Below are 17,317 nucleotides of genomic sequence, written 5' to 3'. Positions count from 1 at the left end.
ACACTGATGCAGGAGGAGACAGGAATGATCGATACAAGCAAACAAGAATCCTCCAGATTGTTATATATAGGAAAAGTGAACGGCAATCCCAATTGGAATTTTCCAAGTCACATGCATGAGGATATCAGTGAAATGGTGTATGTGTCTGATGGAGAAGGTGTTATTAAGATTAATGAACATCCATATACGGTCAAAAAAGGCGATCTGTTAATCTACAACCAAGGTGTAATTCATGAACAATGTACCTCACCCGAATGCCCACTCAGTCTTTATTATTGTGGAATAGCCAATATCTATTCGGATGGAACGCAAACAGAGCACATCATTCCTGAAAATGCGTCTCCGTATATCGAAACGAAAGAATACGCTAGCAGGATTGGCGAGCTGTTCGAGTTCATGTATGAGGAATCCTCCAATCACAAGACGGGTTACGAGAAGATCTGTGAGGGACTGCTTGGCGTGCTGCTTGCCATTGTTCAGCGGTTAGCTCAACCAAATGCCTCACAAAAACAAGATTCGGATCATCTCGCCGTACGGATCAAGGATTTTCTCGATGAAAACTACCTTCAGCACCTGAAGCTTCAGGATATGGCTGCGTACTTTCATATGAACCCTTATTACTTATCTCATGTGTTCAAGGACAAGTATGATGATTCCCCGATTCGTTATATTGTTTATCGAAGAATGGGAGAAGCGAAGCGGTTGCTAACCACAACGGACATGAAGGTAAGTGAAATTGCACATATATTGGGCTACCAGAACGCAAATTATTTCACTATTTTGTTCACGAAGACGATGGGCGAGTCGCCTACTCAGTATAAGAAGAACGAACGAGCGGAACGTGTAGATCTTCTGGAAACCTGAATCTGGCGGTGTCTCCTTGGATGACCCGAATTGGATTTTGTCTGAATATAAAAGAGACATGCTCTTGGTGAGCATGCCTTTGTGCATGATGACTTTCATTCAGTCATTTGGTGAGCCTAACTGTGGCTCCACTTTCTAAACCTCTTGCAGATTGGTGGCCTCCAGCTTGGCGAGACGTTTCATTACTTTCTTGAGCATTACAGAGGCTTTGACGCGTAAGGGAAGATCGGCAGAGATTTCGATGGTATACGCTCCGGTGAGAATCTGCTCTTTGAGTTCATCCACCGATGCACAAGGACGATCCAACACGTTGGTTACACTGCCGTATTGCAAACATTGGTGTGTATCACTTCCGGCTGTAACCGGCTTGCCAAGGGATTGGGCAAATGGTTCGACCTGACTGCGACAGGTCTGGATACCGACTTTGTACATATCCTTGGCATTCAGGTCAAATGCATCCAGACGCCCAAGCAGGTTGCGGTCCAATTGATGTAGCGGAGTGGATTCGCGGAACGGGTGTGCGCCAATTTTAAGTAAAGGCCATGCTTCGGCCAGATCCAGCAGGTCGGCAAAGGGGATGAAAGACCCCTTGGCTGTATAATTTTCCAGGCCGGCACGGACGGCGAGGATATGTTCTTTTTGACCAATCAGCAAAATATGTCCTGTCTCCTGAATATCCACTTCCATCCCAGGGAAAATGCGAAGTCCCCCTGCATCGTAGTACTCTCCGTTATAGGGGTAAAGACGATCCAGCGTCTCATAGACATCGTAGAAGTGACGGGTGTTAAAATGCTCTGTAAGCGCGAGGGCATTCAGCCCGCTGGCTTTCGCTTCCGTGACCATTTCGGTGAAGTAATCGATTGAGAAATCAGAGTTTTTGGATAATTTGCCGTGAGTATGAAGATCAATGCGCATAATGACACTCCTTTTATTCCATGAATGGTTAAGTATATGAATTACAAAATTTCAAAATGTGCGCCGAACCAGAACAGTAGAGCCACATAAAGCGCCGATCCAGCGAGAAACCCGATGTCACGTGGGGTGATTGTTAGATGGGCCAGCTTCAGACGTTTGGATTCTGGATGCTTCATGCCGTAAGAGAAGCCACGTGTCTCCAGTGCTTCAACGGTTGTGCGTGAGCGTTTGGCTGTAGCCAGCATGAGCGGGAAGAAGGACACGACGAACAGTTTCATATAATAAACGACAAGCCGCCAGTAGAGCCATCCATGCCGGGAAGGAACAAGACCCCGCAGTCGGTAGGACAACATGATATTCCGGAACTCACCGAACAGCACTGGCAAGATACGATAAGCGTAAGAAAGGCTGAACGAGAATGTTGCAGGCATGCCGAGAGCTAGTAATCCATCGCCAATCCGTTCCGGGTCCATACCCGAGAATACGGTGATACTCGCCAGCGAGACGATGGACAGCTTGAGGGTGAGCAGCAACAGGGGGAATGCAGATTCCCAATTGCCTCCGAAGAACAGCGAGATGATAAACATCCAGCCCACCTGACCAATTAACCCCAGGCAGAGAATGATGATAATAAAGGGAGCAGCCCGAGATAAAATCGTGGTGGTGACCATGAGTAGGAACATGCCGAGCAGCACGGTGCCGTTATGAATAAACCAGGGTACAATGGCAAAAAAGAGATACCAAATCAGCATGGCACGCGGGTCAATCCGTGACAGGCTGGCATGACCACTGCCATATACGGTATTCATTAGCTCCAGCTGTATGCGTTCAATGGATAGTTTGTCAAACCAGTTGCGGACAAGCTGCATGACGGGCATCCTCCTTGGTGAATGATTGCTTCAACAGACCTGCAACAAAGGCATCGGTTGTAGGGCAAAGTGCAGGCAATCCGATACGATGCGAGAGCTCCATGATCTGCGTAAGGGCAAGCCCTGATCGGCGCAGAAGGGGTTCGTCGGCGAATACCTCGGCAGGGGTGCCGTCAGCTTCTACCCGGCCATTGTGGAGTACGATGACCCGACTGGCCCACTGGGTAACCAGTTGCATGTCATGCGTGGCAATGACGGTTGTACGCACATACTGATCGAGTTCATTCAGTACACCAATCAACTCTTCCCTTGTAGCAAGATCCAGATTGGCAGTAGGTTCATCGAGCAACATGAGAGAAGGTTTCATGGCTGCACCGATGGCGAGGGTAACCCGCCGTTGTTGTCCGCCGCTCAGGAGTCGGGCATCCCGCTCTTGTAGTGGCGTCAGCCGGAAGCGATCCAGCACATGAGCGATCTGCTTGTCAGCTTCCTGAATGCGACGGGTTTTCAGGAAATACGCCACTTCTTTGCGCACACTATCTTCGATGAACATCTCGGAGGAGTTCTGAAAAATATACGCGACTCTGCCTGCAAGCTGTTCCAAAGAAGATCGATGGGTAACCTCGCCCAAAACGCTGACACTGCCTTCCTGAGGCAAGCTGATTCCAGCCATGAGTCTGAGCAGTGAAGATTTGCCGGCTCCGTTGTTGCCAACCAAGGCAATCCGTTCTCCTTCATGCAGTGAAAAGTTAATGCCACGAATAACCTCATGCTCTTTTTTTCCCAGTCCTCTGTACCGTAGCCGCGTATTTTGAAATTCGACAATGGGAACAGGCGCCGCAGTAGAATCTGTCAGTGTGCCCCCCGATATCCGCGAAACGGCTGCATCGTTCTGCTCCATGGCAGACTGGATCGTGTTCATAGTTTGCATCTGCAACGCATGTTCTGCGGAATCTCTCCGTTTGCCTGAAGCATGTAAGTCCTGCGGGTATTGTCGTTGTGCAAAGTAAACCACGGCTTCATCCACCGTAATGGGGAACCAATATTGAGTTGCAGAATCCTGTGTACCGCTGGATAATTCACCTTCCTTAAAATGCTCATCCGCTTGAATAGCTGCACGAGTCACCTCGGGTGGCTGAATGCCAAGCCGCTCCAGATCGGCGATTTGATTCAAGCCCTCCTTGACAGGAAGATTCCACAACACACGGCCTTTATCCATCAGGACCACATCTTCGCAGAAGTCGGCGATAAATTCGGTATGATGCTCAATCACGATAATCGTCTTGCCATATTCCTTATTTAATCGGGACAGACATTTGTAGATCAGTTTCGCATGCTGCGGATCAAGCTGGGAAACCGGCTCGTCTACAATTAGAATATCCGGGTTGAGTGACAGCGCACCAGCGAGAGCGAGCAGATGTTTCTGCCCACCACTCAATTCCCAGATGTATCGGTTGTGAATGGTATCCAGTCCGCACATGGCGAGCGCCTGTTCACCCATCTCCCGATAGTTGGGTAACCCATAGTTCAGAGGTGCAAAACAGGCTTCATCCAGAACAGTTGGGCGGACCAGTTGATTATCGAAGTCCTGGTATACGTAACCGATTTTTCTGGACAGGTCTGCAACACTTCGGCCTTCGGCAGGTACACCAAGTACATGGACTTCACCAGAGAAGTCACCCGTGTAGAATTGGGGGATGAGGCCGTTAAACAATTTGCACATCGTTGATTTGCCACAACCGTTGCTCCCGATGATTGCAGTGAAACTGCCTTGTTGGAGTTCAAGTGAAGCCCCGTTCAGAACAGGCTCCTCCGAGCCGGGATAGGTAAAAGTCACATTTTGAATGGAGATAGCGGACTTCGGTGCGGAAATAGAAACAGATTGGGACATTACATTATGCATAAGGACGGTTCTCCTTATCTGAAATGGAGTTGTTCTTGTTGCGTCTGATCCGCATGAAGATGAGTGTCACCACGGCAATTAATGCCGCAGTACCAATACTGATCCAGATGGAGGCAGAACCGTATTGATCTGCATAGTCCGTCTCCCACACCGCGAAATTAATGTCCATCTCGGAGAGGGATTCAGCGCCGAAAGCCAACGCGAGCAGTAACACACCGATCAGGATGAGCTTTGGACTGAAGAAGCCAATGCCTTCATATTTCATGCCAGGATTGCGAGGTTTGATTCCGAGCAGCGGTTCAATTTTGCCATAGAGCAGGGGAACCAGATACAGCGTTGGCAGTAGAGCGAAGAGGATGCCCGAGAACAGTACGTCATTAAGGAAACCGACCCCTTCGATCAGAACTACACTTTCAGCGAGTCCCGGAACCGCTTCAAGCTGTTCCACACCGATCCATACTTTGCCGATATCGACCAGCGAACTGAGAAATTGATGAATGATGACTCCGGTCATGGCTGCAATACCAACCTGCCTGCGATTACGGGGATCACTTACCATACGCCCTGCGACGTACATAGCGAAGGAAAAAGTAATGAATTTCTCGAGCTCACCAAGTCCACCAAATTGCCCCAGCATCAACTCACCAAAAATGACTTCGCCAAGGGCAGCACCAAGCGCAGCAATCATGGGATGAAACAGAATACAGAGGGTCAGCGGAATAAAAGCAAAGTATTCAACGGACAATTCAATGGGTCCAAGCTGTAGCTTGGGAATAAGCTCTGTGAACATGTTGGATAAGCCGTACAGTGACATGGAAAGCACAAAAACCATCATTTTCTGTGAAGACGTCAGCGTGTAACGCTCAGTTATCTTCTTCATGGATAGATTCCCCCTGAAAGTTGGTATTCTTCATAGCCAAAGTCTAGGGGGAGAGTATTAACGGGAAAGAAGATATTTGTAAATCAATTGTAATTTTTATTACAACTTTTTATTTTTATGAAAAATTTATTACATAGATAAACCACTTTGTCCCCAGTCCACTGATATACTAAATGGAGAGCGAGAAAGGGAGTGTATCCTGAATGAATTTGTTTACGCAAAAAGAACAGCTATCGCCAGGCCATTTGAAAATTGCCGACTTTGTTGAACGTAATCCCGAAGAGATTTTATTCATGACGGAACAGGAGATCGCCGACAGGCTGGGGGTCAGCATTGCGACGGTATCCCGTTTCTGGCGTGCAGTCGGATATGACAATGCCAAAGCATTCAAAATCCGGCTCCGCACGTCCGAAGACACCACACCTGCGTTGAAGTTAAACAAAACCATGTCCCGCATGGACACAGAAAGCTTGCCTATTCAATTATTGGAAGCATCCGTCAGCCATTTGCAGGAGACATTATCCCATATGAAGCAAGGGGATCTGGAGCAGGCAGCTGCCATCCTCGCTGAAGCACGAAGAGTATACATCTATGCACCTGGACCATCTGCTGGTCTGGCGGAGCTGTTGTCATTCCGCTTGTCCAGATTTGGATTGACCGTTATTCACCTTGCTGGAGGTGGACATGAGTTATTGGAATCGTTGATGCATATGCAGCAAGAGGATATGGTGATGCTTATGTGTTTCACCCGCCTGTTGCCTGAAGCAGAGGTCATTCTGGATTATGCCCTTGATTCGGGAAGCAAGGCCATACTTGTGACAGATCGGGAAGACTTGTTATATGGATTGGCGACGGAGTTGTCTTTTTACGTTAGCAGAGGAGAACTGGGAGAATTTCATTCCATGGTGACTCCACTGCTGTTAATGGAACAGATGGTGCTGGCTGTGGGATTAATACAGAAGGAGCGTGCGCTGTCCAAGTTGGAACGGCTTGCTGAACTGCGCAGTCGGTATGGAGATAAGCTGCCGCGAGGTTGATGAATAGAAGGGAGTCATGTTGGTATGGAGTGGTGGTTATATCGACCCTCTTTTCTTGTAAATGCTGATCGAGCTGATCTCCTACCCTGCGGGCATACAGTATCCAAAATCACAGTAAAGCGAAGCGCTGGACACCACGAAAAAAGTAATATGAGAATGGATAAGAGACAGGGCGATGCGCGAAGAATCGTCCTGTTTTTCTTGTATATAGGGGTTAAACGGTTACTAAAAAACAGAAAAAATGTTAGAAATACAGAAGTGTATGCTTCTTTGCTTTGTGTTACGATACGTAAAAGTAGATACAGAGGCATTTTTACGGATGGGATAAGCCATTACCAGTGGATGAGGTGGAGCAGATTTTCTTTTGAAAAAATAAATAACAACAGGTGATCCAAAATGCTGCAAATCGGGTATCAATAGTAGAGCCCACTAGAACCTGATGGATACATATTTTATTGTGATCGTTGTTTGCTAGTTAAAAGGCTGTCTATTATGGAATGAACTGTGGGGGTTATCAAGTGCCTATATTAGCTATGGAAAAGAAAGATGTTGTCACCGATGCACTGGTCATCAAGGCGATGGAGAAAAGTCTGGCTATTATTCGTTTCGATATGGATCGACGGGTAACTTATGTGAATGAAGTTTTTGCCCAGACCATGGGATATACGGTAGATGAGATGTATGGAATGAAGCATCAGCAACTATGCTTCGGTAATTTTGCGAATACCCCGGAATATGATGCTTTTTGGGATAGCATATTTAATGGTGTCAGCTTCCAGGACAAGGTTGAACGCAAGGATGCAAAGGGGAATTCCGTATGGCTTGAGGCGACATATATGCCGGTGTACGATGAGACGAATCAGAAGATACTGGGTGTCTCCAAAATCGCCACCAACATTACCAACCGTCAGAACAACATTTCGGTCGTAGTGAATGAGCTGAAAACGATGTCTCATGAACTAAATGGGCAGGCAGATGTAGGCATTGAACGCAGTCAGGAGTTAATGTCCAGTATCTCCTATATCTCAGAGGTGTCGGCTACTAACCGTGCAACGCTGACTCATTTGCAGGAACAGGCCGGATCGATTCAGGGTGTGGTACGAACGATACGCGAGATTTCGTCTCAGACGCAACTGCTCGCGTTGAATGCTGCCATTGAGGCTGCACATGCAGGAGAATTTGGACGAGGATTCGATATCGTGGCCAAGGAAGTTAAGAAACTATCCGCAATGGTGGAGAGTTCGATTAATGAGATTCGTGATAGCGTTACGGGAATAACGAAGGAGATTGGTAATATCACAGGCGGTACCAAAAAAGTAGAAGAATATGTGGAGCAGAGCCAGAAGCAGATTGAGATCGCATTGAATGATTTTACAGCAATTGCTGCTTCAGCTCACTTGTTGGATGCCAAAGCGGAGCATGTGACCAGAATCGTATAATTATAGAGCAAATAGTGGTTCCTAATACAGGAACCGCTTTTTTTTGTCGTTTAGTACACAAAAAAACGGGAATTATTGTGATCAAACGGGGACACAATACTTGGGAATACCTGCAGCTTCATCATGCAGAGAAATGTTGGGGTGGGAACATGTGGTCAACAATTGTATCCTACGTGCCGGATTGGTCCATATGGATTCAGGCATTCTTGGTCTTCATCATTCCAATTGGTATTACATTGAGCACACGCTGGATCAATGCTGCCATTAAGCGCGGAAGCTTCTCTCGCTCGAAGCAATCATCCGTATCCTCGAAGGATATCTCGCCAGCAGCCAAAGGGCAGGGTGAAGGGACCGAAACAGGCCACTATGCCAATATTAAATTAACCGAAAAGTACAGCATAAATCTGACGAGTGTGAAAGAAAGCTTTGGTCTCAATGCAGACGTGCATATTCGGGAATTTATTATTAGGGGAACGAATACACGGGCTGCGGTGATCTATACCGAAGGCCTGGTAGATCAGGACTTAGTTGATGATCACTTGATTACACCGTTGATGTTCGAAGGTGTTCCTCTACTTAAGCAGGAGGGTTTCCTTCATCCAGACAACGCACACTTACTGTCGGCATATCTGCAAGATCAATTACTTCCTGTCAGTCTGGTTGAGGAGACGAAGTCCCTCCAAGAACTCGCAGTTGGTGTGTTGTTTGGGAAAAATGCACTGCTGGTTGATGGTTTGCCGGGTGCTTTATTAATTGGAGCTCATAAGATCAAAACACGTGGTGTAAATGAACCCCTGTCAGAGGGGCTGCTTCGTGGGCCACGTATTGGTTTTACAGAGCAATTAAGCGATAATACAGGCATTTTGCGTCGTTATGGAAGTGATCAGAGCCTGTTTATTAAGAAGTATGAAGTGGGTTCACGGATCAAAAAAGATTTGGCGATAGCCTATATTCAGGATATTGCCGATCCCAATCTCGTGGCTGAAGTATGCAAGCGAATTGAAGAGATGGATATGGATTCGATGTTGGAATCAGGTTATGTGGAACAACTCATCGAAGACAGTACCCTGAGTCCTTTTCAACAGGTACTGAATACGGAAAGACCTGACCGGGTGATGGGTGCCCTTCTGGAAGGTCGAGTGGCAATTTTGTTGGATGGAACGCCGTTTGTATTAATCGTACCAGTGACCTTTAGCATGTTGCTTCAGTCTCCCGAGGACTATTATGAACGCTGGATTCCCGGAACATTTTTGCGAGTGCTACGTTTTATGGCCGCGATGCTGGCATTGCTTGCTCCTGCGCTCTATATCTCGTTTATTTCGTTCCATCCGGGTCTTATTCCAACGAAGCTGGTATTGACGATTATTGAAACGCGGACAGGCGTGCCGTTTCCTTCGATCATTGAAGTACTGATCATGGAACTTTCGATTGAGATTCTGAGGGAGGCAGGGATACGGCTGCCTAAACCAATTGCGCCAGCGATGGGTATCGTAGGAGGTCTGATTATTGGCCAAGCAGCGGTGCAAGCGGGAATAATAAGCCAATTCCTGGTCATTGTCGTTGCGGTAACAGCCATCTCTTCCTTTACGATTCCGGTCTATAGTGCGGGATTAACGCTAAGAATTCTGCGATTTGCCGCTATGTTCAGCGCAGCCGTACTTGGATTGTTTGGCGTGGTTATGTTCTTTCTGCTTGTGTGTACACATCTGGCACGACTCTCAAGCTTTGGCGTACCTTATGTTGCACCAGCGGTACCTTATCACATGAATGAATGGAAGGATTTTGTTATCCGTGCACCGCTAAATATGATGAGAATGCGTCCCAAGATGACTAATCCGATAGATGATGATCGGAAAAAATAAATGGAATTCCATCTACTGAAGGTCTGGAGGTGAACTAAAGTGAATGGCTCCCAAGGAAAGCTAACCACGACACAGGCCGTTGTAATTATTGTCAATTACATGCTTGGTGCCGGGATATTGACGTTGCCTCGAACGACTAGCAAAGCTGTCGGAACACCGGATGTCTGGATTTCCATTATCCTATCTGGATTCATTATCATAGGTGTCGGAATAATTCTGGTTACACTGTGTCGCAGATTTCCGGAGAAAACCGTCTTCCAGTTCACTCGTGAGATTACGGGCAGCTGGATTGCTTACATACTGGGATTGTCTATGATTATGTATTTCATAGTGATTGCCGCATTCGAAATCAGAGTTATGGCTGAAGTAACCGGGATGTATCTACTCGAACGCACCCCCACCTGGGCAATTGTGATGGTCTTCATGTGGATCGGTGTATATATGATCTCAGGCGGGCTTGGCGTTATCGTACGCGTGTTTGAGATCATCCTTCCGATTACGATTATTATATTTGTGATTGAAATTTTGCTTAGTAATCAGCTATTCGAGATAGGCAATTTGAGACCCGTGCTCGGTGATGGGCTTATGCCCGTTTTCCATGGGTTGAAGCCTTCACTATTATCTTATACAGGCTATGAGGTGATGTTAATCATGACTGCCTATATGAAAAATCCGAAAAAGAGCAATAAAGCGATGACCTGGGGGATACTCATATCCACTATTATCTACTTGATCACGGTCGTGATGGTTATAGGCAGTTTATCGCTCGATGGCATCAAAACTCGAACCTGGCCAACGTTGGATTTGGTAAGGAGCTTCGAAATTCAGGGTCTGATATTCGAGCGTTTTGAATCCTTATTGCTGGTCATCTGGATTATGCAAATCTTTTCGACTACAGCTATTACACATTACTGCGCTTCGGTGGGTATTCGTGACTTGTTTCGTTCCAAAAAAATCAAAGGCATCATGTACGGCCTGCTTCCGTTCATTTATCTGACAGCAATGATGCCCAAAACCGTGGATGATACCTTCAAACTAGGAGATATGCTGGGCAATGTGTCCGTATTTTTGTTTGGCATTTTACCTCTGGTACTACTGTTGTTAAGTCTGATTCGCAAAAAAGGAGGCAAGCATGCATGATTACATTCCGTATGTTGTTACGCTTAGCCACTGTATTATGCATTCTCTTAACGATATCCGGATGTTGGAGCAGTCGGGAGATAGAGGATCTAAGTGTCTACGTCGGTCTTGGGATCGATATCGGCAAAGAGACGGAATTTGAGAAAGACATTGCTAATCAGGGAGGAGCGTATTCCAAGCAGAACAATTTGACGGCCACGGTACAGATTGCTCCCGGTAATTCCAGCAGTCAAAAGAGCCAACAATCCGGTTCGCCTTCTTCTGGTAAAACGTCCTATTCCAATGAACAGCTTACCGGAGATTCCTTGCTGCAAATCTTTCGTCAGTTTGCACTGAGGCGAGATCACCCGCTCATCGGACATCATCTGAAGGTCATCGTTGTGTCCAAGGATATTGCCAAAAAGTATGGTCTGGATCAGTTGCTGGATTTTGTACTTCGGGATAACGATATTCGCCCTAACTGTCTGGTGTTGATTAGCCATCATCGCGCTGTTGATGTACTGACTTCAGATGATCCTTCCCGGATTCCAGCATTTTATCTTACAGGCATTACCGGTAATTCGTACTTGTCCAATAAAATCCTGGACCCCGTTCTACTCTCCAAATTAGATGCACAAATGCAATCTGGTTCCAGCTTCTTGCTCCAAAATGTACTGAACTCCAATGGAGAGGACAAATTCTCCGGTGCCAGTATCTTTGATGGGAAAACGACCAAATTCATCGGGGAACTCAGCCAAACGGATCTAGAAGGGCTATCGTGGATCAGACCTAAAGAAAAAGGAGGCATCTTGAAGACATACAATAAAGCGGGATTCACCGTGGTATATGAAATGAAAAAGAAAAAAACAAAAATAATTCCAAAAGTGGTTGGCGATGATATTTCATTCCATGTGAAGACTGAATCCGAAGGTTGGTTGATGGAGGATTGGCGTGCTCCCGAGGAAGAGGAAAAAGGTGCTTATCTCAGAGAATTGGAAAAAGAATTTGCTGAACTGGCCGAACAACAGATTCGACAGGTGTTATACAAACTTCAGCATACCTATAAAGTAGATGTTGCGGATTTTCGGGATAGCTTGCGTATCAAAGAACCCAAAACATGGAAAAAAGTCAAAGACGATTGGGATAAAATTTTTAGCACCGTGCCGATCACGTATGAGGTAAAGACCACCATCACCAATCCGGGGTCTTCCACCGAATAGCGAGGTGTGCCATTTATTATTTAAATGTTGACACATTCATGATAGATCGCTATATTTATAAAAAATCATTTTCTTATCCAGAGAGGTGGAGGGACTGGCCCTTAGAAACCTCAGCAACAGATCTGAAGGATACTGTGCTAATTCCAGCGGGTGAAAGCCTGATAGATAGGAGCGTTTGTTTTTATTTGTCAGTAACGGCGCACTCTTTAGGCAGAGTGGGTCTTTTTTGTTTTTTCTGGATGAAGAAGTAGGGGAGCAGCAGGTATGGAGAACAACAACGACAAAGGGCATTTTCAGCGGAAAATGCAGGCACGGCATGTGGTCATGCTCTCTCTAGGAGGAGTCATTGGAACGGGATTATTCCTCAGCTCAGGTTACACCATTCAGCAAGCGGGACCACTGGGAACCATTCTGTCCTATCTGATCGGAGCCATTGTTGTATATCTGGTGATGCTCTGTCTTGGTGAACTGTCTGTTCATATGCCAGAGACGGGAGCATTTCATAGTTATGCAGCCAAATATATCGGACCGGCAACAGGCTACACGGTGGCTTGGTTATACTGGTTAACCTGGACTGTTGCGCTTGGCTCCGAATTCACAGCCGCCGGATTGCTGATGCAGCGCTGGTTCCCATCGGTCAACGTATGGATATGGAGTGCGCTCTTTGCACTGATGATCTTTCTGTTCAACGCTTTAACAGTGAAATTATTTGCGGAATCCGAGTTCTGGTTCTCATCTGTAAAAGTAGTGACTATCGTAATCTTCATTATTATCGGTGGCGCAGCCATGTTTGGTATCATTCCCATGGCGGATTCTGAACCGGCTCCATTTCTATCAAATATTACCGCATCCGGGTGGTTCCCTCATGGGGCTACAGCGATATTGATGACTATGCTTGCTGTAAACTTTGCCTTCTCAGGCACCGAGTTAATCGGCATTGCCGCCGGTGAGACGGAGAATCCGGAAAAGACGATACCAAAGGCTATTCATACAACGCTGTGGCGTTTGGTTATTTTCTTCATCGGAACGATTGTTATCTTGTCGGCCTTGCTGCCCATGTCGGATGCCAGTGTACTGGAAAGTCCGTTTGTAGCGGTAATGGAGCGGGTGGGAGTACCCTATGCAGCAGACATTATGAACTTTGTTATTCTAACGGCGATTCTCTCTGCTGCCAATTCGGGCCTATATGCATCTTCACGGATGCTCTGGTCTCTGGCTGATAAAAAAACAATCTCTCCGTGGTTTGCCAAACTGACCAAACGCGGGGTACCGCTGAATGCACTTCTGATCAGTATGGTGGGTGGTGCACTAGCTTTGCTGTCCAGCATCATTGCACCAGGTACCGTGTATATTACTCTGGTCTCCATCTCAGGTCTGGCTGTCGTTGCGGTATGGATGAGCATCAGTGCCTCCCAATACATGTTCCGCAGACAATATATCCGGGAAGGACATGCGGTCAAAGATCTGGTCTACCGCACACCACTGTATCCGGTGGTACCAATTGTTTCATTTATATTATGCCTGGCTTCATGCATAGGTATTGCCTTTGACCCGACACAGCGAATTGCGCTGTATTGTGGGGTTCCGTTTATCGCAGTATGTTACGCTGCTTATTATCTGACAGAACGTGTGAATAAGAAAAGAGGACAAGTACATGACGCAAGCACAACAGACTAACCCCATAGAACAGATCCTGCGTGAACATCCGGTCATGATTCTGGATGGAGCGCTGGCAACGGAACTTGAACAGCATGGATGTGATCTCGATGATCCACTATGGTCTGCTCGTGTGTTGCTTGAGAATCCGGATGTTATTGTTCAGGTCCATGCAGATTATTTTCGAGCAGGAGCCGACTGTGCGATTACATCCAGTTATCAGGCGACGGTGGATGGTTTCCGCAAGAGAGGGATTGATGAACAGGCAGCACTGGAGCTGATCCGCAAGACGGTGGAACTGGCTGCACAGGCGAGAGATGACGTGTGGGCAGAAGTGCAGGACGGTTTAGTAGGGAGAGAAAGCTCGACAGGTCGGCTTATAGGAGTTCCTTCGGTACGTTCCGAGACCGTGGAGAATGAGGAGCATATAACAGATCGTACAGGGGATCGCGAAGAAGACAGTCTTCGTCCACGTCCAATTATTGCCGGGTCCGTTGGACCGTACGGCGCCTATCTGGCGGATGGTTCAGAGTATGTGGGACATTACGGCGTGTCGGATGAGACGCTTGCCGCATTTCACCGTCCACGTATGGCGGCGCTGATTGAAGCGGGTGCTGATATTCTGGCGTTTGAGACGATTCCTTCCCTGCAGGAAGCACAGGTGCTGGTTGATGTACTGAAGGAGTTCCCTCATGCGTATGCTTGGTTATCTTTTTCTTTAAAAGACGGGACAAGCATCAGTGAGGGCACACTGCTTGAGGTATGTGCACAGACGTTTGGCTCCGAGCCGCAGATTGCAGCGATTGGCCTGAATTGTGCTCCCATGGAAGTGGTGACGGAAGCAGTGGGTATTTTGAGCCGTACCAGCGATAAACCTGTTATTGTGTATCCGAACTCGGGAGAAGTATATGATGCAGCAACGAAGACGTGGAGCGGACAGGGTACATGTGGCAGTATGAGTGATGCTTCGGAGCAGTGGGTTGCTGCGGGCGCAAAAATTATTGGTGGCTGTTGCCGTACTACGCCACATCAGATTTGTGCACTTGCGAAGAAGTGGCGGAAATAGTTCATATCAATAAAACAAGCCCTTCCACCTCCTATAGAGGTATGGAAGGGCTTGTTTTATTGTGTTAAGGCATCCTTATTACATTATTCGATAACCAGCATACGTGGGGATGCTTCCCGAATGATTTGCGAAGAGAACCATGAGCCAAGACTGGCTGCAATGATGCTTAGACAGGTGAACAGTACCATTCCACCCCAATGCAGGATCAGTGGAAGTTGTACGATACCATAACCGGAAAGGACCATTTCGAGTAGAAGAGGCAGCAGATATACGCCGACGAAAATACCCAGTATGGCTCCCACGGAGGACAGTATGAACATTCCCATGGTGAGCGACAACCGGATTTGGCGAGATGTCATTCCCAGCGATTTGTATATCCCGTACGTTCTGCTTTCTTTACGGATATTGATTCTACAGGTACTGAAAATAATGATGAATGTCACAATGATAAACAGCAATCCAATCAGGCTCATCGGGTAGATCAGGATGTTAGCAGCTTCCGCGTAAACCGAATCAAGCAATGTCTTCTGAGTAACTACCGAAGCAAAATCTTTAAATTGCTCATTTAATTCCGAGGCAACCTTATCCGCTTGTGCCGTATCGTTCACATTGATGAAGATAACATCGAATTCACTATAACCCGGGTTCACACTTCTCATGGCATCAATGGTGATTCTGCCTGAGACAGACATGTTGGCGATCGCCTGATAGATGCCTGTAATGAGGAAGGTACGCTTTTCTCCTTCAATATAGATATCGATAAGATCACCGAGATCTTTATTTGATGTTTTGGCTACACTTACACCAATGGCAATTTCATTCGCATGTTGTGGGTTAACCCCTTTTAACGTTTCGAACCCAAGTTCCTGATAACTCCCGTCCAGTACACTCAAGTTGAGACTGATGGATTGGCCCTTCAATGTTGCCGAAGACTCCAGGCTAATTACACCCGTTGTGTTCCCTTGCCAGCCTGCATTGTTAATCCTTGAATCCTCTTCTAACGTTTGTTTCAATTCAATCTTTGGAAAGTTACCTTTGTTCACGACTACTGCTGCGATATTGGCATTGTCATACCCCCATTTAGCTGCTGTCTGTTCAATTCCGGTTATACTGGTCAGCAGAACATAACCCAGAACAAGTACGGAGGAAGCCATGGTGGTTAGCAGGAGTGTTAGAACAGAGCTTTTGGTGTTTTTGAACACATGTCGGAATCCAAGCACGGCGGTCACAGGCAGTCGTGTGAACCCGATCCAGTGCGCCAATGGCGAATTCATTTTGCCAGCCATCCGGCTGTGATCTATCTCCGACATACCATAACGAATAGCCTGCACGGGCTGTATGTTGCGTGCCTTTTTGGCATATAACACAGTGAACAGAATCACTAGAGCAAATAGTAGTACGCCGGCCAGTATGGCCGCATCCAATCCTTGGACTGGAATGTCCTGATTCCCCACTCGAAGAGAGGATACAGAAATATTAATGATCCATTTGGATATCCATATACTGAGTGCAAGTCCTGGGATAATGGCTATGATGGATAACAATGCATATTGAATAACATAGGTGCCTATCGTTTTTCGGGAAGTCAGACCTAGTGATTTGAGGATTCCTATCGTTCTGTAATTGGCCAGGATGGCATCCGCAATCGTAAACCCGATGGTCATCAGGGCGATAGAGAGCATGACAACACCCATGAATATCATGATAAATCCAATAACCTGATTGATGATCAGATAGAAAGAGGCAATGGCCTCGAACTCCATTTTGGATTCCAGAAACGGAATACCTGTCTCACGATTGTATCGTTCCCAATACACCGAATTCATGCTGTAATCGTCAAAATGGATGCCCATCATACGATTCTCATTGCCAGCAAGTGTCGCGAGATCATGTTGATAATCGGTAGGATTCATCCAGACCCGTGCTGTATTGGAGAATGGCGCCCCGTATGGTACATCGATGACAATGCCCGATACATTCAATTCGAGTGTGCTTGATCCGGTTTTGAAGCCAATGGTATCACCTACCGAAATATGATAAGCATTCGCCATGGACGTTGGAATCCAGACGGAGCCTTGTTCGGGAACTGTGTCGGGCGTCCCGCTTGAGAAAATTAGTTCATCCACACCCCAAGGCGGCGGAGGCGTATTAAACATGTACAGGTAGATGTTAGGGATGTGAGTTTCATTCAAAATGATGCCTGACAATGTACGATACGTTAACAAAGGAGACACCTGAGCTCCATCCTGAGAAGCCCACCAGTCGTGCACCGCGTCCGGGTCATTCAGTCCTTTTTCAAACGTCAGGATCTGATGAGATCCATGGGTTCGGGTATGCATTTCATAAAACTGATTGCCTGTATTCGCCAGAATGACAATAGCTGTAGATACAAGAAGTGTCGAGAGAAGCAGGAGCAGCGCAATCAACGCATTTTGTATTTTGTTCCTACTCAGATACGACAAGCTAAGTTTAAACATGACTGCCATC

Annotated in this window: 12 protein-coding genes, 1 pseudogene and 1 riboswitch; of the genes and pseudogenes, 8 read left to right on the top strand and 5 right to left on the bottom strand. The window is 46.7% G+C overall.

The features are described 5' to 3' along the window. Nucleotides 1-24: 24 nt before the first annotated feature. Nucleotides 25-864 carry an AraC family transcriptional regulator gene (locus tag NZ043_RS05310; RefSeq protein ID WP_339310931.1) on the top strand — a complete coding sequence of 280 codons (840 nt, stop codon included), beginning with the start codon at nt 25-27 and terminating at the stop codon, nt 862-864. 135 nt (nt 865-999) lie between these two features. Here NZ043_RS05310 and NZ043_RS05305 read toward each other — a convergent pair whose 3' ends face one another. The 4 genes from NZ043_RS05305 to NZ043_RS05290 are packed head-to-tail and all read right to left on the bottom strand — an operon-like array spanning nt 1,000 to nt 5,431. Further along, nucleotides 1,000-1,779 (bottom strand): PHP-associated domain-containing protein, encoded by a 780-nt coding sequence (locus NZ043_RS05305; protein ID WP_339310929.1) that lies wholly within the window; start codon nt 1,777-1,779, stop codon nt 1,000-1,002. Nucleotides 1,780-1,820: 41 nt separating this feature from the next. Continuing rightward, nucleotides 1,821-2,648: an energy-coupling factor transporter transmembrane component T gene (locus NZ043_RS05300; RefSeq protein ID WP_339310927.1), complete on the bottom strand. Its 828-nt coding sequence runs from the start codon at nt 2,646-2,648 to the stop codon at nt 1,821-1,823. After that, nucleotides 2,623-4,551 (bottom strand): ATP-binding cassette domain-containing protein, encoded by a 1,929-nt coding sequence (locus NZ043_RS05295; protein ID WP_339310925.1) that lies wholly within the window; start codon nt 4,549-4,551, stop codon nt 2,623-2,625. Before NZ043_RS05295 ends, NZ043_RS05300 begins: the two co-directional genes overlap by 26 nt. Continuing rightward, nucleotides 4,544-5,431: a cell division protein FtsQ gene (locus tag NZ043_RS05290; protein WP_339310923.1), complete on the bottom strand. Its 888-nt coding sequence runs from the start codon at nt 5,429-5,431 to the stop codon at nt 4,544-4,546. Before NZ043_RS05290 ends, NZ043_RS05295 begins: the two co-directional genes overlap by 8 nt. A gap of 203 nt (nt 5,432-5,634) precedes the next feature. On the opposite strand from NZ043_RS05290, the gene NZ043_RS05285 reads away from it, so the two are divergent. The 7 genes and pseudogenes from NZ043_RS05285 to mmuM form a co-directional block, all read left to right on the top strand. Further along, nucleotides 5,635-6,468: a MurR/RpiR family transcriptional regulator gene (locus tag NZ043_RS05285; protein WP_339310921.1), complete on the top strand. Its 834-nt coding sequence runs from the start codon at nt 5,635-5,637 to the stop codon at nt 6,466-6,468. A gap of 518 nt (nt 6,469-6,986) precedes the next feature. Further along, nucleotides 6,987-7,907: a PAS domain-containing methyl-accepting chemotaxis protein gene (locus NZ043_RS05280; RefSeq protein WP_240768315.1), complete on the top strand. Its 921-nt coding sequence runs from the start codon at nt 6,987-6,989 to the stop codon at nt 7,905-7,907. Between the two features lie 149 nt (nt 7,908-8,056). Next, nucleotides 8,057-9,769: a spore germination protein gene (locus NZ043_RS05275; protein WP_091038413.1), complete on the top strand. Its 1,713-nt coding sequence runs from the start codon at nt 8,057-8,059 to the stop codon at nt 9,767-9,769. Nucleotides 9,770-9,808: 39 nt separating this feature from the next. Beyond that, a complete protein-coding gene (locus NZ043_RS05270; RefSeq protein ID WP_133387205.1) occupies nt 9,809-10,909 on the top strand; it encodes a spore germination protein in 1,101 nt (366 codons plus the stop codon). Then, the gene (locus tag NZ043_RS05265; protein ID WP_091038415.1) at nt 10,906-12,108 is read left to right on the top strand and encodes a Ger(x)C family spore germination protein; all 1,203 of its coding nucleotides are present in this window, start codon (nt 10,906-10,908) and stop codon (nt 12,106-12,108) included. The genes NZ043_RS05270 and NZ043_RS05265 overlap by 4 nt, the downstream gene beginning before the upstream one ends. A 70-nt stretch (nt 12,109-12,178) precedes the next feature. Then, a riboswitch (SAM riboswitch) is annotated at nt 12,179-12,280 on the top strand. Nucleotides 12,281-12,372: 92 nt separating this feature from the next. Then, nucleotides 12,373-13,785 carry an S-methylmethionine permease gene (gene mmuP, locus NZ043_RS05260; RefSeq protein ID WP_091038417.1) on the top strand — a complete coding sequence of 471 codons (1,413 nt, stop codon included), beginning with the start codon at nt 12,373-12,375 and terminating at the stop codon, nt 13,783-13,785. Next, a pseudogene (gene mmuM, locus NZ043_RS05255) lies at nt 13,784-14,830 on the top strand (homocysteine S-methyltransferase); the annotation flags it as partial. The gene mmuP and the pseudogene mmuM, both read left to right, overlap by 2 nt. Nucleotides 14,831-14,913: 83 nt before the next feature. Here the strand turns inward: mmuM and NZ043_RS05250 are convergent. Then, entirely contained in the window at nt 14,914-17,316 is a 2,403-nt protein-coding gene (locus NZ043_RS05250; RefSeq protein WP_339310916.1) for an FtsX-like permease family protein, read from the bottom strand. Nucleotide 17,317 lies beyond the last annotated feature (1 nt).

The organism is Paenibacillus sp. FSL k6-2145, assembly GCF_037976585.1.
In the GTDB taxonomy this organism is placed as follows: Bacteria; Bacillota; Bacilli; order Paenibacillales; family Paenibacillaceae; genus Paenibacillus.
This window is presented reverse-complemented; position numbering and strand designations above follow the sequence as displayed.

Coding starts and splice junctions, on each gene's coding strand:
- NZ043_RS05310 (WP_339310931.1), top strand. CDS start 25: ATGATCGATACAAGCAAACAAGAATCCTCCAGATTGTTATATATAGGA.
- NZ043_RS05305 (WP_339310929.1), bottom strand. CDS start 1,779: ATGCGCATTGATCTTCATACTCACGGCAAATTATCCAAAAACTCTGAT.
- NZ043_RS05300 (WP_339310927.1), bottom strand. CDS start 2,648: ATGCAGCTTGTCCGCAACTGGTTTGACAAACTATCCATTGAACGCATA.
- NZ043_RS05295 (WP_339310925.1), bottom strand. CDS start 4,551: ATGCATAATGTAATGTCCCAATCTGTTTCTATTTCCGCACCGAAGTCC.
- NZ043_RS05290 (WP_339310923.1), bottom strand. CDS start 5,431: ATGAAGAAGATAACTGAGCGTTACACGCTGACGTCTTCACAGAAAATG.
- NZ043_RS05285 (WP_339310921.1), top strand. CDS start 5,635: ATGAATTTGTTTACGCAAAAAGAACAGCTATCGCCAGGCCATTTGAAA.
- NZ043_RS05275 (WP_091038413.1), top strand. CDS start 8,057: ATGTGGTCAACAATTGTATCCTACGTGCCGGATTGGTCCATATGGATT.
- NZ043_RS05265 (WP_091038415.1), top strand. CDS start 10,906: ATGATTACATTCCGTATGTTGTTACGCTTAGCCACTGTATTATGCATT.
- mmuP (WP_091038417.1), top strand. CDS start 12,373: ATGGAGAACAACAACGACAAAGGGCATTTTCAGCGGAAAATGCAGGCA.
- NZ043_RS05250 (WP_339310916.1), bottom strand. CDS start 17,316: ATGGCAGTCATGTTTAAACTTAGCTTGTCGTATCTGAGTAGGAACAAA.